Origin of the sequence: Saccharothrix longispora (assembly GCF_030852425.1) — a bacterium.
Classification (GTDB): domain Bacteria; phylum Actinomycetota; class Actinomycetes; order Mycobacteriales; family Pseudonocardiaceae; genus Actinosynnema; species Actinosynnema longispora.
In genome coordinates this window covers 16,721-38,270 of sequence record NZ_NSDM01000004.1, presented here as the reverse complement: position 1 = coordinate 38,270, position 21,550 = coordinate 16,721, and the positions used below count along the sequence as shown (strand labels likewise).

The 21,550-nt window shown below is 74.5% G+C and carries 22 protein-coding genes; 7 read left to right on the top strand and 15 right to left on the bottom strand.

What is annotated here, in order from left to right; translation table 11 throughout:
- Positions 1 to 72: 72 nt before the first annotated feature.
- On the bottom strand, positions 73 to 1,260 hold the full coding sequence (locus CKY47_RS10875) for an LppU/SCO3897 family protein (protein ID WP_306745592.1): 1,188 nt from the start codon (positions 1,258 to 1,260) through the stop codon (positions 73 to 75).
- 68 nt (positions 1,261 to 1,328) lie between these two features.
- Entirely contained in the window at positions 1,329 to 1,955 is a 627-nt protein-coding gene (locus CKY47_RS10870; protein ID WP_306745591.1) for an LppU/SCO3897 family protein, read from the bottom strand.
- Between the two features lie 217 nt (positions 1,956 to 2,172).
- Here CKY47_RS10870 and CKY47_RS10865 point away from each other — a divergent pair, with 217 nt between their 5' ends.
- The 3 genes from CKY47_RS10865 to CKY47_RS10855 all read left to right on the top strand — a co-directional run bounded on the left by CKY47_RS10865 (position 2,173) and on the right by CKY47_RS10855 (position 5,474).
- On the top strand, positions 2,173 to 3,834 hold the full coding sequence (locus tag CKY47_RS10865; RefSeq protein ID WP_306745590.1) for a DNA repair helicase XPB: 1,662 nt from the start codon (positions 2,173 to 2,175) through the stop codon (positions 3,832 to 3,834).
- Between the two features lie 200 nt (positions 3,835 to 4,034).
- On the top strand, positions 4,035 to 4,526 hold the full coding sequence (locus tag CKY47_RS10860; RefSeq protein WP_306745589.1) for a hypothetical protein: 492 nt from the start codon (positions 4,035 to 4,037) through the stop codon (positions 4,524 to 4,526).
- A gap of 9 nt (positions 4,527 to 4,535) precedes the next feature.
- A complete protein-coding gene (locus CKY47_RS10855) occupies positions 4,536 to 5,474 on the top strand; it encodes an o-succinylbenzoate synthase (RefSeq protein ID WP_306745588.1) in 939 nt (312 codons plus the stop codon).
- Positions 5,475 to 5,628: 154 nt separating this feature from the next.
- Here CKY47_RS10855 and CKY47_RS10850 read toward each other — a convergent pair whose 3' ends face one another.
- The 8 genes from CKY47_RS10850 to CKY47_RS10815 form a co-directional block, all read right to left on the bottom strand.
- Positions 5,629 to 6,654, bottom strand: a complete 1,026-nt coding sequence (locus CKY47_RS10850) for a CapA family protein (protein ID WP_306745587.1) — start codon at positions 6,652 to 6,654, stop codon at positions 5,629 to 5,631.
- A 71-nt stretch (positions 6,655 to 6,725) separates the two neighbouring features.
- Positions 6,726 to 7,376 (bottom strand): SRPBCC family protein, encoded by a 651-nt coding sequence (locus CKY47_RS10845; RefSeq protein WP_306745586.1) that lies wholly within the window; start codon positions 7,374 to 7,376, stop codon positions 6,726 to 6,728.
- Positions 7,373 to 8,233, bottom strand: coding sequence for an FAD binding domain-containing protein (locus tag CKY47_RS10840; RefSeq protein ID WP_306745585.1), 861 nt, complete (start codon positions 8,231 to 8,233; stop codon positions 7,373 to 7,375). Before CKY47_RS10840 ends, CKY47_RS10845 begins: the two co-directional genes overlap by 4 nt.
- Positions 8,230 to 10,707 carry a xanthine dehydrogenase family protein molybdopterin-binding subunit gene (locus CKY47_RS10835; protein WP_306745584.1) on the bottom strand — a complete coding sequence of 826 codons (2,478 nt, stop codon included), beginning with the start codon at positions 10,705 to 10,707 and terminating at the stop codon, positions 8,230 to 8,232. Before CKY47_RS10835 ends, CKY47_RS10840 begins: the two co-directional genes overlap by 4 nt.
- Positions 10,704 to 11,180: a (2Fe-2S)-binding protein gene (locus CKY47_RS10830; RefSeq protein WP_306745583.1), complete on the bottom strand. Its 477-nt coding sequence runs from the start codon at positions 11,178 to 11,180 to the stop codon at positions 10,704 to 10,706. Before CKY47_RS10830 ends, CKY47_RS10835 begins: the two co-directional genes overlap by 4 nt.
- A 59-nt stretch (positions 11,181 to 11,239) precedes the next feature.
- A complete protein-coding gene (locus CKY47_RS10825; RefSeq protein ID WP_306745582.1) occupies positions 11,240 to 12,361 on the bottom strand; it encodes an XdhC family protein in 1,122 nt (373 codons plus the stop codon).
- Positions 12,354 to 13,439: a vWA domain-containing protein gene (locus CKY47_RS10820; protein WP_306745581.1), complete on the bottom strand. Its 1,086-nt coding sequence runs from the start codon at positions 13,437 to 13,439 to the stop codon at positions 12,354 to 12,356. Before CKY47_RS10820 ends, CKY47_RS10825 begins: the two co-directional genes overlap by 8 nt.
- A complete protein-coding gene (locus CKY47_RS10815; RefSeq protein WP_306745580.1) occupies positions 13,436 to 14,350 on the bottom strand; it encodes an AAA family ATPase in 915 nt (304 codons plus the stop codon). The genes CKY47_RS10820 and CKY47_RS10815 overlap by 4 nt, the downstream gene beginning before the upstream one ends.
- A gap of 184 nt (positions 14,351 to 14,534) precedes the next feature.
- Between CKY47_RS10815 and CKY47_RS10810 the strand changes: the two genes are divergently transcribed.
- Entirely contained in the window at positions 14,535 to 14,780 is a 246-nt protein-coding gene (locus CKY47_RS10810) for a PspC domain-containing protein (RefSeq protein ID WP_306745579.1), read from the top strand.
- A 12-nt stretch (positions 14,781 to 14,792) separates the two neighbouring features.
- Here CKY47_RS10810 and CKY47_RS10805 read toward each other — a convergent pair whose 3' ends face one another.
- The 5 genes from CKY47_RS10805 to CKY47_RS10785 form a co-directional block, all read right to left on the bottom strand.
- Complete coding sequence (locus CKY47_RS10805; RefSeq protein WP_306745578.1) at positions 14,793 to 16,148, bottom strand: beta-N-acetylhexosaminidase; 1,356 nt, start codon at positions 16,146 to 16,148, stop codon at positions 14,793 to 14,795.
- On the bottom strand, positions 16,145 to 16,993 hold the full coding sequence (locus tag CKY47_RS10800) for a carbohydrate ABC transporter permease (protein WP_371320658.1): 849 nt from the start codon (positions 16,991 to 16,993) through the stop codon (positions 16,145 to 16,147). The genes CKY47_RS10805 and CKY47_RS10800 overlap by 4 nt, the downstream gene beginning before the upstream one ends.
- Positions 16,994 to 16,998: 5 nt before the next feature.
- Complete coding sequence (locus CKY47_RS10795) at positions 16,999 to 17,892, bottom strand: carbohydrate ABC transporter permease (protein WP_306745576.1); 894 nt, start codon at positions 17,890 to 17,892, stop codon at positions 16,999 to 17,001.
- Positions 17,889 to 19,166: an extracellular solute-binding protein gene (locus CKY47_RS10790; RefSeq protein WP_306745575.1), complete on the bottom strand. Its 1,278-nt coding sequence runs from the start codon at positions 19,164 to 19,166 to the stop codon at positions 17,889 to 17,891. Before CKY47_RS10790 ends, CKY47_RS10795 begins: the two co-directional genes overlap by 4 nt.
- A gap of 94 nt (positions 19,167 to 19,260) precedes the next feature.
- Positions 19,261 to 19,914 (bottom strand): copper homeostasis protein CutC, encoded by a 654-nt coding sequence (locus CKY47_RS10785; RefSeq protein WP_306745574.1) that lies wholly within the window; start codon positions 19,912 to 19,914, stop codon positions 19,261 to 19,263.
- 166 nt (positions 19,915 to 20,080) lie between these two features.
- On the opposite strand from CKY47_RS10785, the gene CKY47_RS10780 reads away from it, so the two are divergent.
- From CKY47_RS10780 to CKY47_RS10770, 3 genes are all read left to right on the top strand, one after another.
- Positions 20,081 to 20,236 (top strand): hypothetical protein, encoded by a 156-nt coding sequence (locus CKY47_RS10780; RefSeq protein WP_306745573.1) that lies wholly within the window; start codon positions 20,081 to 20,083, stop codon positions 20,234 to 20,236.
- A 185-nt stretch (positions 20,237 to 20,421) separates the two neighbouring features.
- Positions 20,422 to 21,027 carry an RNA polymerase sigma factor gene (locus CKY47_RS10775; RefSeq protein WP_306745572.1) on the top strand — a complete coding sequence of 202 codons (606 nt, stop codon included), beginning with the start codon at positions 20,422 to 20,424 and terminating at the stop codon, positions 21,025 to 21,027.
- A 59-nt stretch (positions 21,028 to 21,086) separates the two neighbouring features.
- A complete protein-coding gene (locus tag CKY47_RS10770; RefSeq protein WP_371320657.1) occupies positions 21,087 to 21,509 on the top strand; it encodes a carboxypeptidase regulatory-like domain-containing protein in 423 nt (140 codons plus the stop codon).
- Positions 21,510 to 21,550 lie beyond the last annotated feature (41 nt).

The following is a 21,550-nucleotide window of genomic DNA, read 5'->3' as shown; positions in this document are numbered from 1 at the left end:
GGCCTTGGGCATCGGCACGGCCGTCCGACCGGTTGAGTCGGTTCACCCGAACGGGTTACCCCGCAGCGGGGATCACTCCTCGGCGGGTGCCAGGCAGTAGGTGACGGCGGGCTCCGGGTACGACATGCCGGCGGCGTCCGGGCAGCCCTCCAGGTCGACCGAACCCTGGATGACCTTGGTCACCTTGATGGTCTCCGGACCGGTGCACTCGGTCTTCACGAACCCGGTGCCCTCGTCAGGCTTGTAGCAGGCGCCCTCCGCCATGTTGGGCAGCAGGCACAGCTTGAAGCCGTCGCCGACGCGGGAGGCCGGGGCGATCTCGGTGTAGAGGCCGTCCTCCGGGCAGGTGGCGTCGGTCGCCTCCAGGACCTTGCCGACCTTGTAGGACGCCTTGTCGGCGGAGCAGTCGAGCGTGTCCACGTCGGCGCGGTCCTCGCTCTGCGAGGTGAGGCTGACGCAGTCGCCCGCCTCGGCGTTCGAGGCGTCGTTGGTGAGCATGCGCACGCCGTACACGACGACGCCGACCAGCAGCACGATCAGCACGCCGATGAGGACCTTCTTCCCGCCGCCGCCGGTTCCGCGGGCGGGTTCGCCGTCGTCGGCGGGGCGCGCGGGCGGGACGGAGTCGGAGATCGAGTCGGCCGGCGCGGCGCCGGGGATCGCGGCGCCGGGACCGGGCGGGACCTCGCCGACCGGGCGCGCGGGCGGGGACGGGGTCACCGCGCCGGCGGGGGCGGCGGTGCCGGCCGGCACCCCGGCGGCGGAGCCACCGGCCGCCGCGCCGGGAGCGGCGACCCGGTCGCCCCCCGTCGGCTCGTCGACGGCGGGCGCCGGGGAGGCCGGGTCGTCGGCACCGGGGGTGACCGGGTCCGCGGAGGGCACCTGGCGGGCACCGGGGACGGGCGTCGGACCGGCGGGGGTGACGGGCTCGTTGCCGGCGACCGGTTGGTCGCGGGCGCCGGCGCCGGACTCGGGGGCGGCGCCGGTGGACCCGGCGGAACCCGAACCCGCGGAGCCCGGCCCCACGGAGGACGAGGCGGGCGGGGCCAGTTCCGGCTCCCGCGCGTTCGCGGCGGCGGCCTCGGCGGCGGCGACGCGGTCCGCGTCGGCGGCGGCCGCGGCCCGGGCGGCGTCGGTCCGGTCCGCGGGACCGGTCGCGGGGGTGTCCGGCGAGGACGAGGCGGTGGGCTTGGCCGGTGAGGCGCCACCCGCCACGGGCTCGGGCGCGTCGTCGTCGGGCTTCGTCGGCTCGTTGCTCATGATCATCCTCGCTGGACGGGTGCGCGTGACGCCCCAAAAGGTAGCGGCACGCGCACCCTCCGCACCGATCAGGCGCTCACGGGCTCACCGAAGCAGAACGTCGTCTTGGGCTCGTCGTAGACCAGCGGGGTGGCGTCGCCGCACGCGCTGCCGTCCGCGCTGCCCTTGACCGCCTTCACCAGCTCGAACACCTGCGGCTGACCGCAGTCGACCGGCGGGTAGCCCATCTGCGTCGTGCTGGAGGTCAGCTCGTAGCACTTGCCCTCGACGAAGTTCGGCATCAGGCACAGCTTCGAGTCGGGACCCCGGCGGGCGGTCTCGGTGTACTCGTCGTAGACGCCGTCGCCGCCGCACGACGCGGACGTGGAGTCGAGCACCTTGCCCACGGTGTAGTTGGCCTCGGCCGCGCCGCAGTCCACCGTCTTGTACTCGGGCTTGGTGGCCGTGCCGGTCACGCTCGCGCAGTCGCCCGCCTTGGTCTGGGCGGCGTCGCTGGTGAAGTAGTTGAAGCCGTACAGCACCAGACCGGCCACGACCAGGCCCGCGACGTAGCCGAGGATGCGCGTGAGGACGCTCTTCTTCTTCGGCGCTTCGGGGGCCGGGCCGCCCTGGTACTGGGGGGCCTGGCCGTGGGGCGCCGGGTGCTGCGGGCCCTGCGGGAACTGGGGGGTGGGCGCGGGCGCGTCCGTGCTCATCTGTGCCTTCGTTCGTCAGTCGGGGAGCCCCCTGTCGTCCGCCCGCGCGAAGGGTGCGCGGTGGGGGCGGCAGGACGCTAACGGCTGCGCCACACCGGCGTGACCCGCTTTACCGAACCGAGTCCGTGAGCGTTCGGTAGTGGGCCGGGGACGCTGCGCGACCGACTTGCCCGCGGTGGGCACACTGGGGGTACACAACCGACAGGAGTGCGCACCCGTGACCGACGGCCCCTTGATCGTCCAGTCGGACAAGACCCTGCTGCTGGAGGTGGACCACCCGCTGTCGGACGACGCGCGCACCGCCATCGCGCCGTTCGCCGAGCTGGAGCGCGCACCCGAGCACGTGCACACCTACCGCGTGACGCCGCTGGCGCTGTGGAACGCCCGCGCCGCCGGCCACGACGCCGAGCAGGTCGTGGACGCCCTGGTCCGCTACTCGCGCTACCCGGTGCCGCAGGCGCTGCTGGTGGACGTGGTCGACACCATGGGTCGCTTCGGCCGGCTCCAGCTGGCCAACCACCCGGTGCACGGCCTGACCCTCGTCTCGCTCGACCGCGCCGTGCTCGAAGAGGTCATGCGGCACAAGAAGGTCAAGCCGATGCTCGGCGACCGCGTCGACGACGACACGGTGGTCGTGCACCCCAGCGAGCGTGGTCGCCTCAAGCAACTGCTGCTCAAGGTCGGCTGGCCCGCCGAGGACCTCGCCGGTTACGTCGACGGCGAGGCGCACCCCATCGTGCTGGAGGAGGACGGCTGGCAGCTGCGCGACTACCAGCGGCTGGCCGCGCGGGCGTTCCGGGCGGGCGGCTCGGGCGTCGTCGTGCTGCCGTGCGGCGCGGGCAAGACGCTGGTCGGCGCGGCGGCGATGGCCGAGGCGCAGGCGACCACGCTGATCCTCGTCACCAACACGGTGGCGGGCAGGCAGTGGAAGCGGGAACTGGTGGCGCGCACGTCGCTCACCGAGGACGAGATCGGCGAGTACTCGGGTGAGCGCAAGGAGATCCGCCCGGTCACCATCGCGACCTACCAGGTGATCACCCGCAAGTCGAAGGGCGAGTACAAGCACCTGGAGCTGTTCGACTCGCGCGACTGGGGCCTGATCGTCTACGACGAGGTGCACCTGCTGCCCGCGCCGGTGTTCCGGATGACGGCCGACCTCCAGTCGCGCCGCCGCCTCGGCCTGACCGCGACGCTGGTGCGCGAGGACGGCCAGGAGGGCGACGTGTTCTCGCTGATCGGGCCGAAGCGGTACGACGTGCCGTGGCGGGACATCGAGGCGCAGGGCTGGATCGCGCCCGCCGAGTGCACCGAGGTCCGGGTCACGCTGACCGACAACGAGCGGCTGGAGTACGCGACGGCCGAACCGGAGGAGCGCTACAAGCTGTGCTCCACGGCCCGCACGAAGCTGCCGGTGGTGCGGGCGATCCTCGACCGGCACGCCGGTGAGCCGACGCTGGTGATCGGGGCCTACCTGGACCAGTTGGAGTCGCTGGGCGAGGCGCTGGGCGCGCCCGTGATCCAGGGTTCGACGAAGAACAAGGAGCGCGAGGAGCTGTTCGACCGGTTCCGGCGGGGCGAGCTGCGCACGCTGGTGGTGTCGAAGGTGGCGAACTTCTCGATCGACCTGCCCGAGGCGTCGGTGGCGGTGCAGGTGTCGGGCACGTTCGGGTCGCGGCAGGAGGAGGCGCAGCGGCTCGGCCGGCTGCTGCGGCCCAAGGGCGACGGGCGGCAGGCGCACTTCTACTCGGTGGTGTCGCGCGACACGCTCGACACCGACTACGCCGCGCACCGGCAGCGGTTCCTCGCCGAGCAGGGCTACGCCTACCGGATCGTGGACGCGGACGACCTGCTCGGGCCGAAGCTCCCCGAGATCAGCTGAGCGGGGCCTCCGCGCGGAGCCGCGCGGAGGCGGTGCGGACTCGAAGCTCACCGAGGTCGGCAGAGCCCACCAGGTTGATCGGCGTTTCGCCCACGGTCGGCGGGTCACGACGCGAGTGGTGCCGTTACCGCGGTGGTGGATGTGGCGTCCGGGTGCCGATCCGGGCCCGGCCGCGGCGGCGGTGTGTGCGGCGGGCGCGGGTGCGTCCGCTGCCGGCGCCGGCGGCGCTGGTGGCGTGCGCGTCGGCCGCGGTGGGGCCGACGGTGTGGTGGTCGGTCGGCCTGGCGTGCGTGCCGGTGCCGGTGGTGGCGGCCGACGCGGCCGACGTCGTGCACGCGGGGCAGTTCACCGACGTGGCGCGGCGGCGGCGGGCGGGGCGGTTGTGCGCCGACTTCGACCTCGTGCGCGACCTGGAACCGCGGCGGGTCGCGCACGTGGAGCACCTGCTGCGGGGCGCGCTGGTGGCGTTGCGCGGGTCGCTGGTCGTGCGGGAGGCGTTGCGGGTGGCCGAGAACCGGCCCGGTCTGGCGGCGGCCGTCGCGGAGACGACGCGGGAGCCGGCCGACCTGGACGCGCGGGTCGACCGGTTCGCGGCGCTGCGGGTGCTCGCCGAGGAGAGCACCGCTCCCGAGTGCGACGACCGCACGCTGGACAGCGCGCTGCGCCGGGTGGCCGCGCTGGACCCGATCTAGGATTCGCCGGTGCAGGTCTACTCGATCCCCATGCGCACCCGGTTCCGCGGCATCACCGTCCGCCACGGCGTGATCTGGGAGGGACCGGCCGGGTGGGGCGAGTTCTGCCCGTTCGAGGACTACTCGGACGTCGAGTCGGTGCCGTGGCTGCTGTGCGCGCTGGAGGCGGTGGAGCAGGGCTGGCCCACGCCCGTGCGCACGTCGGTGCCGGTGAACTGCACGGTGCCGGTGGTGTCGCCGGAGCGGGCGTTCGAGCTCGTGGCGGCGTCGGGCTGCTCGACCGCGAAGGTGAAGGTCGCCGACCCGGGCACGCCGCTGTCCGCCGACCTGGAGCGGGTGGCGGCGGTGCGCGACGCGCTCGGTCCGTCGGGCGCGGTGCGGGTGGACGCGAACACCGCGTGGGACGTGGACGCGGCGGTGTCCGCGATCAGGGCCCTGGACCGCGCCGCCGGCGGCCTGGAGTACGTCGAGCAGCCGTGCCGGACGATCGGGGAACTGGCCGCCGTGCGGCGGCGGGTGGACGTGCGGATCGCGGCGGACGAGTCGATCCGGCACGCCGAGGACCCGATGAAGGTCGCGGTGGCGGGCGCGGCGGACGTGGCGGTGATCAAGGTCGCGCCGCTGGGCGGGGTGCGGCGGGCGCTGGAGGTGGCGGAGGCGTGCGGCCTGCCGTGCGTGGTGTCGTCGGCCCTGGAGACCTCCGTGGGCATGGCGGCGGGCCTGGCGCTGGCGGGCGCGCTGCCGTCGCTGGAGTTCGCGTGCGGACTGGGCACGCTGTCCCTGCTGGACGGCGACGTGACCAGCGGGTCGCTGCGCCCGGTGGACGGCCGGCTGCCCGTGCCGACGAAGGCCCCGGTCCCCGACCGCCTGGCCGAGTTCGCCGCGGACCCCGGCGCGGAGGACCGCTGGCTGGACCGCATCGGCCGGGTCCGCCGCCTGATCGGCTGACCGGGAGTCCAACCCTCAGGTCTCGAGAGTCCGACGCTCAAGTCCTCCGAGTTCTACGTCCAGGTCCTCCGAGTCCTACGTTCGGGACGTGCCGACGGGTGTCGCGGTACGCCTGGGTGCAGAACTCGGAAGTCCTGGGCGTCGGACTCTCGGGTCAGGGGTGGGTGATGTCCGCGCCCAGGCTGCGGACGACGCCGTCGGTGCGGGTCAGGGCCTCGGTGCGGCGCGGGGAGGCGGGGACGCGGGTCAGGTCGACCACGCGGATCGGGGGGCCGAACTCCACCAGGGTCGGCACGTACGACGCGTCCCGGACGGTCCAGCCGGCGTCGGTCTTGACGAAGCGGAAGCGGGTGACGATGCCCTCCTCGGTGATGCCGCGCGGCTCGGAGTGGCGGGCCGCCTCGTTGCCCATGCCGTAGACGACCCACTTGTCGCCGATCCGCTCGATCGGCTGCACGGCGTGCACGTGCGTGCCGATGATCAGGTCGACGGCCGGGTCGCCGAGGATCGCCCGCGCCATGTCGCGCTGCTGCGGCGTCGCCTCGTGCCGGTACTCGTCGCCCCAGTGCAGGGAGGCCACGACGACCTCGGCGCCGGCGGCGCGGGCGGCGCGCGCGGCGGTGAGGACGCCCTCGACGGAGAGCTGGTTGGCCCGCCACGGCTGGTCCAGCGGGATGCCGTTGAAGCCGTACGTGAACGCCACGTGCCCGACCTTCACGCCCTTCACGTCGAGCAGCAGCGGCGTGGCGGACTCCTCGGGCGAGCGGAACGAGCCGGTGTGCTCCAGCCCCGCCGCGTCCAGCACGTCCAGCGTGGTGGCGATGGCGGACGGCCCCCGGTCGAGGGTGTGGTTGGACGCGGTCGAGCAGCTGTCGTAGCCGATGTTCCGCAGCGCGGTCGCCACCTCGGGCGGCGCGCTGAACGCCGGGTAGCCGAACGTCGGCGCGCCGGGCGCGGACAGCGGCGTCTCCAGGTGGCAGATGGACACGTCGGCGTCGATCGCCTGCCGCAGCCCCTCCAGCAGGGGCGTGAAGTCGCGGGCGCCGTCCTGGTCGGCCTGCTCGGTCAGCGCGGGGTGGACGAGGATGTCACCGCCCGCGGCGAGCGTGAACGACGGGGGTTCGGGTGCGGCGGTCGTGCCGGCGGTCGTCGTCGGCGCGCGGGACGGCGTGATCACCACGGGCGACCCGGTGCAGGCCACCGCCGCGGTGCAGGCGACCAGCCCGAGGGCCAGCCGCCTGCCGCGCGCGTTCAGCTGCGCCGCCGGCGCAGGGCGCGGACCAGCGGCACCAGCACCGCCAGTCCGGCGGCCACCGGCAGCAGCCGCTTGAGCACGGGCGCGCCCGCCGCGTCGAGCAGGTCGAGCGGCTCGGCCGGGACGGCGCGCGGCTCCGGCCGGGGCGGCGCCGCCGCGCTCGGACCGGTGGTGCCCGGTGGGGGAGTCACCTCCTCAGCTTCCGCCGGCGAGAGCCGCGTCGCCAGGCATTCGGCGAACTCGGCGACGACCTTGCCCGCGACGTCGGCCACGAGGCCGCGCCCGAGCTGCGCGGGACGCCCGGTGACGTTCAGGTCGGTGACCACGGAGACGTCGGTGCCGCCGTCGGCGGGGGTGAGCGCCACGGACACGGTCGCGGACGCCGTGCCGTTGCCCCTGGTGTCCTTGCCGGTGGCCTTCAGGACGGCGGCGCGCACCCGGTCGTCGACGGACGTGAACTCGCCGGCGCCCTTGTAGAGCAGGGTCACCGGGCCGAGCCTGACCTTGACGGTTCCGGTGAACGACCGGCCGTCGACGCCGGTCAGGGTGGCGCCCGGCATGCACGGCGCCACCTTCTCCGGGTCGAGCAGCGCCGCCCACACGTCGGGCACGGGCGCGGGCACGGGGAACCGGTGCTCCAGCTTCACGGGCGCACCCCCACCGCGGTGGTCACCGCGCGTCGGGTGAGCACCCGGGCCAGGTGCGAGCGGTACTCGGCGTCGCCGTCGGCGTCCGTCGCCGGGTTCGCGCCCTCGGCGGCGCGGGCGGCGGCCCCGGCGATCACCTCGGCCGTCGCGGGCCGTCCGACCAGCGCCTCCTCCACGCCGCGGGCCCGCACCGGGGTGGGCCCCATGTTGGTCAGGCCGACCCGGGCGCCGGCGATCCCGCCGTCGACGACCCGCACCGCCGCGGCGACCGCGACGATCGACCACGCCTGGGCGACCCGGGCGAACTTCTCGTAGCACGCGCCCCAGCCGGTCAGCTTCGGCACGCGCACGTGGGTGAGCAGCTCGTCGGGGGCGAGGTCGGTGGTGAAGTAGTCGACGAAGAACTCCGCCGCGGGCACCTCGCGGGTCCCGCCCGGTCCCGCGCACACCATCACCGCGTCGAGCGCGAGCGCCACCGCGGGCAGGTCGCCGGCCGGGTCTGCGTGGGCCAGGGAGCCGCCGACCGTGCCGCGGTGGCGCACCTGCGGGTCGGCGACGGTGTCGGTGGCGAGCCGCAGCAGGTCGGCGTGCTCGCGCACCAGCGGGTCGCGCCGCACGTCGTGGTGCGTGGTGAGGGCGCCGACGAGCAGCGAGTCGCCCTCGTCGCGCACGCCCGCCAGCGCGGTCAGCCCTGTCACGTCGACCACGAGGGTCGGCGCGGCCAGGCGCATCCGCAGCACCGGGATGAGGCTCTGCCCGCCCGCCATCACCTTGGCGTCCTCGCCGCCCTCGGCGAGGGCCCGCACGGCGTCCTCGACGGTGGTGGGCGCGACGTAGTCGAACGCGGCCGGGATCATGCGTCGCCTCCGGTCGAGGGGGTGGGAGTCGGGCCGGTGGAACCGGGGTGGAGGGAACCGAGGCCGCCGCCGGCGGCGGGCACGGTGGGCAGGTCGGTGGACGCGCCCCGGATCGCCTTCCACACCCGCAGCGGGGTGCACGGCATCTCCACGTCGGTCACGCCCAGGTGCCGCACGGCGTCCACGACGGCGTTGACCACGGCCGGGGTGGACGCGATGGTGCCCGCCTCGCCGACGCCCTTCACGCCCAGCGGGTTGGAGTCGGCGGGCGTCTCGGTGCGGTCGGTGGTGAAGTGCGGCAGGTCCACCGCGGAGGGCAGCAGGTAGTCGGCGAGGGTGGCCGTGGTGAGGGTGCCGTGCTCGTCGTGCACGGCCTCCTCGAACAGGGCCTGCGCGATGCCCTGCGCCAGGCCGCCGTGCACCTGGCCCTCCACGATCAGCGGGTTCACCACCGTGCCGACGTCGTCCACGCACACGTACGAGCGGATCCGCACCGCGCCGGTCTCCGTGTCGACCTCGACCGCGCACAGGTGGGTGCCGTGCGGGTAGGAGAAGTTCTCCGGGTCGAACACGGCCTCCGCGTCGAGACCGGGTTCCATGCCGTCGGGCAGGTCGTGCGCGACGTGCGCGGCGACCACCACGTCGCCGAACGCCAGCGCGGTGGACGTGCCGCGCACGGCGAACGCGCCGGAGGCGAACTCGACGTCGTCCTCGCCGACCTCCAGCAGGTGCGCGGCCAGCGCGCGGGCCTTGGCCAGCACCTTGTCCGCGGCGAGCGCGACGGCCGCGCCGCCGACGGCCAGCGAGCGGGACCCGTAGCTGTCCATGCCGCGGTGCGCGACGCGGGTGTCACCGTGCAGCACCTCGACGTCCTCGAACGGGACGCCGAGCCGGTCGGCGACGATCTGGCTCCACGCCGTGACGTGGCCCTGGCCGTGCGGCGAGGTGCCGGTGATCAGCTCGACCTTGCCGGTGGGCAGCACGCGGAGCGCCGCGTGCTCCCAGCCGCCGGCCGCGTACCGCAGGGCGCCGAGCACGCGGGACGGGGCGAGCCCGCACATCTCGGTGTAGGTGGACACGCCGATGCCGAGCTGCACGGTGTCGCCGGCGGCGCGGCGCCCGGCCTGCTCGGCGCGCAGCGCGTCGTAGTCGAACAGCTCGACGGCCCGGTCGGTGGCGGCCTCGTAGTTCCCGGTGTCGTAGGTGAGGCCCGCGACCGTGGTGAACGGGAACTCCTCGTGCCTGATCCAGTTCTGCCGGCGCAGGTCCAGGGGGTCGCGGCCCAGTTCGGCGGCCAGCTCGTCCATGAGCCGTTCGATCGCGAACGTGGCCTCGGGCCGCCCCGCGCCGCGGTAGGCGTCCGTGGGCACCTTGTTCGTGAACACGTTCGTGCAGGTGAACCGGTAGGCGGGGAACTTGTAGATGGCGTTGAACATGAACGCGCCGAGGATCGGCACGCCCGGTGTGACCAGCCGCAGGTAGGCGCCCATGTCGGCGAGCAGGTCGACGTCGAGGCCGGTGACGGTGCCGTCGCGGCGGGCGGTGAGGGTGAGCCGCTGCACCTGGTCGCGGCCGTGGTGGCCGGACAGCATGGACTCGGTGCGCGTCTCGGTCCACTTCACGGGTTTGCCGAGCCGGCGCGCGACGAGCAGGGTCAGCACCTCCTCGGGCGTGACCTGGAGCTTGCCGCCGAACCCGCCGCCGACGTCCGGAGCGACGACCCGGATCTTCTGCTCGGGGATGCCGAGCACGGCCGACAGCATCCACCGCAGGATGTGCGGGACCTGCGTGGACGACCACAGGGTGACGCCGTCGGGCGACGGGTCGACCACGACCGAGCGGGGTTCCATGAACGCGGGGATGAGCCGCTGCTGGCGGAACGTGCGGCGCACGACCACCTCGGCCTCGTCGACCGCCCGGTCGACGTCCCCGCCGGTGCCCGCCTCGGCGGAGTCGAACACCCAGGTGGCGCTGGTGTTGGTGCCCAGGTCGGGGTGCACGAGGTCCGCGCCGTCCTGGACGGCGCGGGTCACGTCGAGCACCACGGGCAGGTCCTCGTAGTCGACGTCGATCGCGGCGAGCGCGTCGTGCGCCTCGGCCGCGGAGCGGGCCACGACCAGGGCGACGGCCTCGCCCGCGAAGTTCACCTCGTCCACCGCGAGGGACGGCGCGGGCGGCGCCTTCATGTCCTCGGTGATGGGCCACGCGCACGGCAGGCTGCCCTGCTCGTCGGCGAGGTCGCGGCCGGTGAGGACGGTGATCACGCCGGGCATGCGGGCGGCCTCGGCGACGTCGACCGACGTGACGCGGGCGTGCGCCACGGGGCTGCGCAGCACGGCCAGGTGCAGCATGCCGGGTAACCGGAGGTTGTCGGTCCACCGGGTGGCGCCGGTGATCAGCCGGGCGTCCTCCTTGCGGCGGCGGGCCCGGCCGATCTCCCGCTCGGCGCCGGCGGGGTCGGCGGTCGCGGTCATCCGGCACCGCCGGCGCGCGTGCGGGCGGCGGCGTCGCGGACCGCGCGGACGATGTTCTGGTAGCCGGTGCAGCGGCAGAGGTTGCCCTCCAGGCCGTGCCGCACCTCGTCCTCGTCGGGGTCGGGGTTGTCCGCGAGCAGGTCGATGGCCTGCATGATCATGCCGGGGGTGCAGAACCCGCACTGGAGGGCGTGGTTCTCGTGGAACGCGCGCTGCACGGGGTGCAGCCGCCCGTCGGGGGCCAGCCCCTCGACGGTGGTCACCTCGCGGCCGTGGGCCTGCACGGCGAGGACCGAGCACGACTTCACGCTGCGCCCGTCGAGGTGGACGGTGCAGGCGCCGCAGTTGCTCGTGTCGCAGCCGACGACGGTGCCGGTCTTGCCGAGCCGCTCGCGCAGGTGGTGGACCAGCAGCGTCCGGGGTTCGACCTCGTCGGTGTAGGCCACCCCGTCGACGGTGACGGTGATCCGCATGAACCCTCCAGGTCCGGTGGTGGTGGGGGTCACACTCGAGCCTGCTCCCGGCCGTCGGGTCAGACAACCCCCGGTGCGCGGTGGATGGCGCCGTCGGTTCGGGTCAGCCGCTCCCCGCCGCCGCCCCAGCGCAGCGCGATGACCTCGGCGGCGATCGACACGGCGGTCTCCTCGGGGGTGCGGGCGCCGAGGTCGAGGCCGACGGGCGAGGACAGCCGGGCCAGCTCGTCCTCGGTGACGCCCGCCTCGCGCAGCCGCCGCAGCCGGTCGTCGTGGGTCCGGCGGGACCCCATCGCGCCCACGTAGCCGAGGTCGAGCCGCAGGGCGACCTCCAGCAGCGGCACGTCGAACTTCGGGTCGTGGGTGAGCACGGCGACGACCGTGCGCCCGTCGACCTCCCCGGCCGCGGCCTGCGCGGCCAGGTAGCGGTGCGGCCAGTCGACGACCACCTCGTCGGCCTCGGGGAACCGGCCGGCGGTCGCGAACACCGGTCGCGCGTCGCACACGGTGACGCGGTAGCCGAGGAACGCGCCCAGCCGCGCGAGGGCGGCGGCGAAGTCGATCGCGCCGAACACCAGCATCCGGGGCGGCGGCTCGAACGAGTTCACGAACACCGCCATGCCCTCGCCGCGCCGCCGGCCGTCGGGCCCGTAGCGCAGGGTGCCGCTGCGGCCGGCGGCGAGCAGGCCGCGGGCGTCGTCGGCGACGGCGTCGCGGACCCGGTCGGACGGCACGTCGCCCTCCACCCGGTCCGCCCGCACCACGAGCCGGCGGCCCACCCACTCCGGGTGCTCGACGACCGTGGCGACGGCCACCGGCTCCCCGGCGCGCACGCTCGCCAGCACGTCGGGCAGCTGCGGGAACGTCGCCGACGACACCGGCTCCACGTACACGTCGATGATCCCGCCGCAGGTCAGGCCCACGGCCAACGCGTCGTCGTCGCTGACGCCGTACCGCTGGAGCACGGGCGTGCCGCCGGCCACGACCTCCCGCGCCAGCTCGTACACCGCGCCCTCGACGCAGCCGCCGGACACGCTGCCGACGACCTCGCCGTCGGCGCCGACGAGCATCGCCGCGCCGGGCGGGCGCGGGGCCGAGCTGAACGTCGCGACGACCGTGCCGACGCCGACGGTCTCCCCGGCGTCGACCCGGCGGGCCAGTTCGTCCAGCACGTCACGCACGTCGGACCTCCTCCAGCAGGGCGTGCAGGGTGTCGAGGCTGTGCCCGGCGAGCAGCCGGTCCAGGTGCGGCAGGGCGGCGGCGATGCCGGACTGCACGGGCCGGTAGCCGTCGTGGCCCGCGTGCGGGTTGACCCACAGCACCCGGTGGGCCAGCCGGGCGAGCCGGGCCGCCTGCTCGGCGAGCAGGGCGGTGTCGCCGCGCTCCCAGCCGTCGGAGCACAGCACGACGACCGCGCCGCGCGCCGCGCCCCGCTGCCCCCACCGGTCGAGGAACGCCTTGAGCGTCTCGCCGAGCCGCGTGCCGCCGTCGGCGTCGGGCACGGCGCGGGCCGCGGCGGCGAGCGCGAGTTCGGGGTCGCGGTGCCGCAGCTGCCGGGTCACGCGGGTGAGCCGGGTGCCGAGGGTGCACACCTCGACGGGCATCGCGCGGGCGACGACGTGCGCGAACCGCAACAGGGCGTCGGCGTAGGGCCTCATGGAGCCGGACACGTCGACCAGCAGCACCACCCGGCGCGGCCGGGTCGTCCGGCGCCGGTACGCGGGCACCGCCTCGCGGGTGGCGACCATCCGGCGCAGCACCCGGTCCGGGTCGACGGCGCCGCGGCGCGCGGGCCGCGTCCGCACCGCCCGCCGCCGGGGCGGCACGGGGCGCAGCTCGGCCGTCAACCGCCGCAGGTGCTCGCGCTCGGCAAGGCTCATGGTGGCGATGTCCTTGCGGCGCAGGGTTTCCACGTCGCTCGCCGCGACCCTGAGCGCGGGCGCCCGGCCGCCGCGCCCCTCCCCTCCGCCGAGGGCGGCGAGGTGCGAGGCCGTCCTGGTGCGGGCGCGGGGCCGGGTCGCCGGCAGCCCGTCGCCGCCGAACCAGGCGGCGAACGCGGCGTCGTAGCGGGGCAGGTCGTCCGGCTCCGCGCACAGCGCGACCCGGCCGGCCCAGTACACGTCGGCGGAGCGCGCCACGTCGAGGTGGTCGAGCGCGGCGGTGAACGCCCGCACCCGGTCCGGTCCGCACGCCACGCCGGCGTGCCGCAGGGCGTGGGCGAACCCCACGAGCGCGGTGGGCGCGTCGGCTCCGCTCATCCCGCGACCGCGTTCCCGGCGACCCGGTCGAGGACACCGCTCGCCAGGGCGCGCCGGGTGTCCTCCCGGTACTTGAGGACGGCGCCGAGGGTCGCGGCGGCCGTGGCGGTGTCGAGGTCCGTGCGGCCGAGGGCGAGCAGGGCGCGGGCCCAGTCCAGGGATTCGGCGACACCGGGCGGTTTGAGCAGGTCGAGGGCGCGCAGGGCGCGGACGGCGGTGGCGACGCGGGTGGCGAGGCGCTCGGTGACCTCGGGCAGGGCGCGGCGCAGGATGGCGACCTCGCGGGTCAGGTCCGGGTGCTCCAGCCAGTGGTAGAGGCAGCGGCGCTTGAGGGCGTCGTGCACGTCCCGGGTGCGGTTGGAGGTGAGCACGACCAGCGGCGGGGTGTCGGCGGCGATGCGGCCCAGTTCGGGGATGGTCACGGCGTTCTCGCTCAGCACCTCCAGCAGGAACGCCTCGAACTCGTCGTCGGCGCGGTCCACCTCGTCGACCAGCAGCACGCACGGCGCCCGTTCGAGGGCCTGGAGGAGGGGCCGGGCGAGGAGGAAGCGGCGGGTGTGGAGGGACGCCTCGGCGGCCTCGGCGTCGACCGCGCCCGCCGCTTCGAGGGCGCGCAGGTGCAGGAGCTGGCGCGGGAAGTCCCAGTCGTAGAGGGCCTGGGTGGCGTCGATGCCCTCGTGGCACTGGAGCCGGAGGAGCGGCAGGCCGAGGGCGGTCGCGAGGGCCGCGGCCAGCGAGGTCTTGCCGGTGCCCGGTTCGCCCTCGCAGAACAGGGGGCGGCGCATGCGCAGGGCCAGGAACGCGGCGGTGGCCACGCCGTCGTCCGGCAGGTAGCCGACGCGGTCGAGCGCGGCGGCGAGGTCGTCCGGCGTCGCGGGCTCCGGCGGTGCGGCGGGCTCGACTGGCGTCACACGTCCGAGGGTAGGCGGCGACGACGGCCCGGCGCTCCGCCGAGCGGCTGCTCGAACGCGGCGCCGAGGCCGGGAAGCCCGGGGGCGGGGTCGTGGCCTCGGGGGCGGGGTCGTGGTGGACCCTGAGGGAGAACCGGGGTGCGTCCCCGATGTGCCGCGACGCCCGGTCCAGCAGGCTCGTGCCATGACGACGAACACCGTGCTGAACCAGGCGACCGACACCCTGAACCAGGCCACCGACAAGGTGAAGAAGCTCCGCCGCAGCCGGGACGACCGCATGGTCGCGGGCGTGTGCGGCGGCCTCTCGAAGCTCCTCGGCGTCGACGCGGCGCTGCTGCGCATCCTGCTGGTCGCCGGGACCCTCTTCGGGTTCGGCACCGGCGCGATCCTCTACCTCGCCGCGTGGGTCCTGGTGCCCGAAGAGGCCTGACGGGCACGGGGTCTAGCGGGGGAAACCGGGCACCCCGGGGAGGGTCTGCCACGGCCGGGGACCGTCGAGGGGGCGGTACTCGACGCCGAGGGCGTCCAGCCTCGGCAGGTGGTGCGCGGCGAGGCGGGTCCGGAACTCCGCGAAGTCGCGGGGACCCGCGGGGCTCCACACGACCTCGGCGAACGCGCTGAGGCGGGGGAAGGCGGCGTAGTCCAGGCGCCGCGGTGAGTCGAGGTGCTCGGTCCACAGGTTCGCCTGCGCCCCGAGCACCCGGTCCGCCCCGGCGGGCTCGTACCGGTGGACGTCCTCCAGGGTCGTCCGCGTCCCGACGGGGATGGGCTCGTCGGGGTGGTCGGACTGCCGGTAGTCCAGGTAGACGTGCTCCTCGGGGCACATGACGACGTCGTGGCCGCGGTCCAGCGCACGCAGCCCGCGCTCCTCGCCGCGCCACGACGCGACGACGGTGGACGTCGGCAGGGGGCCGACGTCGAGCACCTCGTCCCAGCCGAACGGCCGCCGCCCGCGCGCCGCGAGGTGCTGCGCGATGCGCCGCACGAACCGCCCGTCACCGCCCTCGGCCTCGTCGCCGCCCAGGCCGACGACCTCGCTCGGGAACACGTCCAGCAGCTCGTCGAACACGTGCCGGTAGAAGTCGACGGTGGCCTCGTCCGCGCGGAGCACGTTGGGGTTGACCCCCCAGTCCGTCCACACACCGCCGCCGGCGACCCCCAGCTCCGGGTAGGCGGCGATGGCGGCCTGGCTGTGGCCGGGCACGTCGACCTCCGGCACGACGGTGACGTGCCGCGCCGCCGCGTAGGCGACGAGTTCGCGCAGGTCGTCCTGGGTGTAGTAGCCGCCGTGCGGACGCCCGGTCGTGCCGCCGGAGCGCCGGTCGCCGAACCGCGAGTCGGGCCGCCACCCGCCGACCTCGTGCAGCCGCGGGAAGCGCCGCGACTCGAAGCGCCAGCCCTGGTCGTCGGTGAGGTGCAGGTGCAGCACGTTCAGCTTGTGCGCGGCGAGCAGGTCCACGTAGCGCAGCAGGTCGTGCTTGGGCAGGAAGTGCCGGGCCACGTCGATCATCACGCCCCGCCACGCGAACCGCGGGTGGTCGACCACCTCGCACACCGGCAGCCGCACCACCCCGGGCGGCACGGCCCGGAACGCGGCGGGTCCGCCGAGCTGCCGCAGCGTCTGCCGGGCGTGGGACTCGCCCGCGTCGTCGGACGCCAGCACGCGCACCCCGTCGGGCGACACGGACAGCCGGTAGCCCTCGGCGGGCCCGTCGACCCGCTCGACCGCGTACGTCCCGTCGAAGTCGACCTCGCCGTCACCGGGGGTGAAGGACACGGGCCTGGGCAGCAGGTTCACTTGACGGCTCCCGCGAGACCGGCGACGAGGCGCCGTTGGACGAGGACGAAGAACACCAGCACCGGGATCGTCATCAGGGTCGACCCGGCCATGATCGCGCCCCAGTCGTTCTGGTCGGGCTTGATGAACACCTGCAGGGCGAGCGGCAGCGTCTGGTTCTCCGCCGCCGAGATGATGAACGTCTTGGCGAACAGGAAGTCGTTCCAGGCGTGGATGAACGACAGCACGCTGGTCGCCACCAGGCCGGGCGCGACGAGCGGGAACAGCACCTGCCACAGGAACCGGAAGCGGGACGCGCCGTCCAGCGTGGCGGCCTCCTCCAGTTCGACGGGCACGGCGGCGACGAACCCGCGCAGCATCCAGATCGCGAACGGCAGGCTGAACGCCAGGTGCACCAGCACCAGCGACCCGAGGTGGTTGAGCCCGAACGCGGGCGCGACGTCCCGCACGGACCGCATGACGAAGAACAGCGGGATGGTCAGCGCCTCCACCGGCACCATCTGCACGACCAGCAGCATCACCAGCAGCGTGGTGCGGCTGCGGAACCGGAAGCGGGTCAGCGCGGTGGCCGCCAGGAACGAGACGAACAGGCTGAGCACCACCACCGCGCCCGCCACGACGAGGCTGTTGACCAGGTAGCGGCCGAAGCTCTGCACGGTGAGCGCCCGCACGAAGCTGTCGAGCGTCGGCACGAGCGTCCACGGGCGGGGGTCGGTCGAGACGACCTCGGACTCGGGCTTGAGGGCGGTCAGCACCATCCAGTACAGCGGGAACGCGACGACGCCCGCGACGACCACGGTGACGACCTCGGCGATCCCGCGCGACACCTTCCGGTTCGCGCCGATCCCCTTCACAGGACCTCCCCGCTCCGCCGCAGCGCCCGCAGGTACCCGACGGTGACGAGCAGCAGGATCAGCGTCGTCACCACGCCGATCGCCGCGCCCAGCCCGTACTCGGAGGCGGCGAACGCCTGCTGGTAGGCGTACACGTTGAGCACGAGGTTGCGCCCGGCGATGCCGCCGCCGTTCGTCATGATGTAGATCTGGGTGAACACCTTGAAGTCCCAGATGACCGACTGGATGGTGACGACGATCAGCAGCGGCCGCAGCAGCGGCAGGATCACGCTGGTCGCGGTCCTCGCGGTCGACGCGCCGTCCAGCGCCGCGGCCTCCAGCACCTCGCCCGGGATCGCCTTGATCCCCGCGTACAGCGTGACCATGACGAACGGGAACGAGCACCAGACCACCTGCGCGGCGACGAGCCCGAACGCGGTCCACCTGTCGTAGGTCCAGGAGAACCCGGTGGTGCCGAGGACCTCGTTGACGAAGCCGAAGTTCGCGTCGAACAGGAACAGCCAGATCGTGGACCCGGCGACGGCGGGCGTGGCCCACGCGCCGAGCGCGGCCAGGAACAGCGTGGTGCGCGCCCACGCGCGGACCCTGGTGGCCAGCACCGCGAGGGAGGCGCCGACCAGCAGGGTCCCGACCACGCACACCGCCGCGAAGCCGACGGTCTGCCCGAGCACGGACCAGAACCGCGCGTCCCGCAGCAGGGTGGCGTAGTTCCCCAGGCCCAGGAAGGTCAGCGGCGCGCCACCGCTGACCTGCTCCTGGCCGTAGTCGAACAGGGAGATCAGGACGAGCTGGTAGATCGGGTAGCCCAGGAGGCCGACGAGCAGCAGCAGGGCGGGGGCGAGGTAGGCGAGCGCGGCCCGACCGTCCCCCTTCTCGACGGCCGCCGTCACGAGCCGAACGCGGCGTTCATCTCGTCGGCCGCCGCCTCGGCCGCGGTGTCGACGTCCTCACCGCCCGCGGCGATCTTCTGGAGCAGGTTCGGCAGCACGGCCTGCGCGTCGACCTTGGCCCAGTCGGCGGTGACGGGCACGAACCTCGTGCCGGCCTCCAGGGTCTCGATGAACGGCTCCAGCACGGGGTTGGCCCGGGCGACCTCGGCCTGCACGTCGCCGAACGTGGGCAGGTTGCCCATGGCGTCGAACATCTTGCGCTGGTAGGTCTTGCCGCCGAGGAGCCGCGTGAACTCCCGGGCGAGGGTCTGCCGCTGCGAGCCCTTGAGGACGCCGAGCAGGTTCCCGCCCGCGAACGCCGGCGCGATCGTGCCCTCGGCCTTGCCGGGCACGGGGACGACGGCGTACTTGCCGGCGGCGGTGGAGGCGTCGACGGACTTGCGGTTGAAGTCGCCGCCGATGACCATGGCGGCCTTGCCGGCGCGGAACGCCTCGACGCTGGCGTCGCCGCCGTTGCCGGCGCACTGGGCGGGCGGGCAGATGTCGTCGGCGATCAGCTCGGTGTACTGCTCGATGCCGGCCTTGGACTCGGCGCTGTCGATGGCGGAGACGTACTTCCCGCCGTCCTTCCTCGCGATGTCGCCGCCGTTGGCCCACACGAACGGCATGGCGCCGTAGGTGTACTTGCCGCCGGCGGAGATGCCGAGCAGGTCGGGCTTGGCGGCGCGGATCGCGCGGGCGGTCGTGGCGATCTCGTCGAGCGTCGTCGGCGGCCGGAGGCCCAGCTCCCGGAAGACGTCGGTGCGGTAGTAGAGCGCGCGCACGCCGACGTACCAGGGGACGCCGTGGACCTTGCCGTCGACCTTCGCGGTGTCGAGGACGGCGGGCAGCAGGTCGCCCGCCTCGTCCCACGTCGACAGGTCGAGTTCGGCGAACCCGCCGCCGGCCACGTAGCCGGCGAGGTCGGTGTTGCCGAACTCGGCGACGTCGGGCGCGCTCCGCGGGTCGCTGAACGCGGCCTTGAACCGCTCGGCGCGGGTCTGCACCTGGATGTACTGGACGTCCACGGTGACGCCCTCGTGCGCCTGCTGGAACTCGGTGACGGCCTCCTGCACGACCGCCTCCTTCGGTCCCCTGTTGACCTCGTCGAACAGCCAGACCCGGAGTTGCCCGGTCTGCTCGTCCGCGCCGGTGGACGCCGGGCCGGACTGGACCGGGGCGCACCCGGCCAGCACGGCGGCGCCCACCGCGGCTGCCGCCACCACGAACCGCATCCTCGCCACCTCTTCCTGGGAGTTCGTTGCGCGATGCGCAACGCCTATTTCAAGGGAAGCAACGGGGATGCTAATGTCCGGATCGGCAAGCGGTCTAGACCAGATTCGCCCAGGTCCGGACGGCGTCGGCGGACAACGGGGCGTCCCACCCGCCTGGGCGCACGGCCCCGCCCACGTGGAACGCGGTGACGCCGACGGCCTTGAGCGGGGCGACCTGCTCGGCCTTCAGCCCGCCGCCGACGAGCAGCCGGGCGTCGCGCTGCCGGGCGGCGAGGCGCTCCAGCACGGGCAGGCCGTCCGCCACGCCGCGCGGGCTGCCGGCGGCGAGGACCGTGTCGCAGCCCAGCCCGGTGACGACGCCCCACGCCGCCTCGGGGTCGGCGGAGTGGTCGAGCGCCCGGTGGAACGTCCAGGCGCAGCCCTCGACCTCGGCCAGCACGGCCCGCACGGCGTCCGCGTCGACCCACCCGTCGCCGTCCAGGAACCCCAGCACGAACTCCGACGCGCCCGCCTCGCGCAGCGCCGCCGCGTCCCGCCGCAACCGGTCGGGGTCGCCGGGCGCGAACCCGGTGGCGTCGCGCAGCATGACCCGCACCGGCAGGTCGGTCGCCGCGGCGACCTCGCGGTAGACGCGGACCGGCGGCGTGAGGCCGTCCGAGGCCATGTCGACGGTCAGTTCCAGGCGGTCCGCGCCGCCGGCCTGCGCGGCCTCGGCGTCGGCCGCGTGCAGTGCGATGACTTCCAGCATGGTCTGGACCATAGCGAGCCACCGCCCGCGCCGGCGGCGGCCCGCCGACGCCCCGTCACCCGATCGGTCGGTCTGTGAACTGTTAATCGCAGCCGTCGTATCCCCCGTGGATCTACTCACTCCTTATCTGGTGACCGGCCTCGACCCCGACTGAGGAGATCCGCGCGTGAACGCCAACCCGCCTGGCGTCGACGAGCTCGACCCCGTCGACGAGCTCGACCCCGACCTGTCCGCGACCACCGACGGGGCGGGGTCGCCCAAGGACCCCGAACTGCCGGAGCCGCCGCCGACCTCACCCGACGGCCACCACCAGACCCACTGAAGACGCTGGGGGAAGGGCGGCGGTCGGTCGGCTTCGAGGGGTGTCGACCGGACGCCACCCGCGGTGGAAGAGGGAAACGGCGGTCCGCGGTGCGAGGGGGGCATCGCGGACCGCCCGCGGCGGGCGCACCGCCCGCGTGTGTGACGATCAGCTCCGGCTGGGGAAGCCGACGAGGAGGTGACGACGTGGGGGAACTGCGCACGGCCGGTGAGCGCCCACCGTGGGAGGGGCTCGACGGCACGGACCGCCACGCGGCCTGCGTCGTGGCCGCGCGCGACGGCGACCGCCGGGCGCTGGACGCGCTCATCGCGGACCTGACCCCGCTCGTGTGGCACGTCGCGCGGGGGCACGGGCTGGACCGCAGCACCGCGGAGGACGTGGTGCAGACGGTGTGGCTCGCGCTGCTGCGCCACCTCGACCGGCTGGTCGAACCGCGCGCGCTGGCCGGCTGGCTGGTCGTCGCGACGCGCCGCGAGGCGCAACGGACCTGGACGCCCGCCCGTCGCGAAGCCGCGCTGAGCGACGAGCTGGCGGAGCAGTTGGAGAGCGAGTACGGCCTTCCCGAGGACGCCGCCCTGGTCGACGACCGGGACCACCGGTTGTGGCGGGCGTTCGGGAAGCTGCCGCAGAAGTGCCAGGAACTCCTGCGACTCACCGTGCTGGCCGGGCGGGCGGAGTACCGCGCGGTCGCCGAAGCACTGTCCATGCCACGCGGCAGCATCGGCCCGACCAGGGGCCGGTGCCTGACGACGCTGCGCACACATCTCGACGCGGAAGGAGGATCGCGGTGAACGACATCGACCCGCGCGATGACCGCAGAGGCCAAGAGGACACCGCTGTCCTCACGGAGCTGAACCGCCTGGTGTACGAGTTGGACGCGCCCCCGCCGGGGCTCGTCGAACGCATCCGGTTCGCGGTCGCCCTGGAGAACCTGGACGTCGAGGTCGCGCGCTGGGAACGAGCGGGCTCGTTGGCCGGCGTGCGGGGCGGCAACCCCGGCACGATCACGTTCACGGTCGACAACCTCACCCTGATGGTGAACTTCACCTCGACCGGCGCGCGCCACCGCATCGACGGCTGGCTCGTGCCCGCGGGTGAGCACACCGTCGAGGTGCGGGTGGCCGAGCACGAGTCCAGCACGACCAAGGCCGACGACGGCGGGCGGTTCGTGCTCTCGGACGTGCCGGCGGGCACCACGCAGATCCTGGTGCACCTGGTGAACTCCCGGGGCGAACCCGGGCGCACGGTCGTGACCCCGACGATCATGTTGTAGGCGGGGCCGGGGGGCCATTCCGTCACGATGGGTCGACCGGT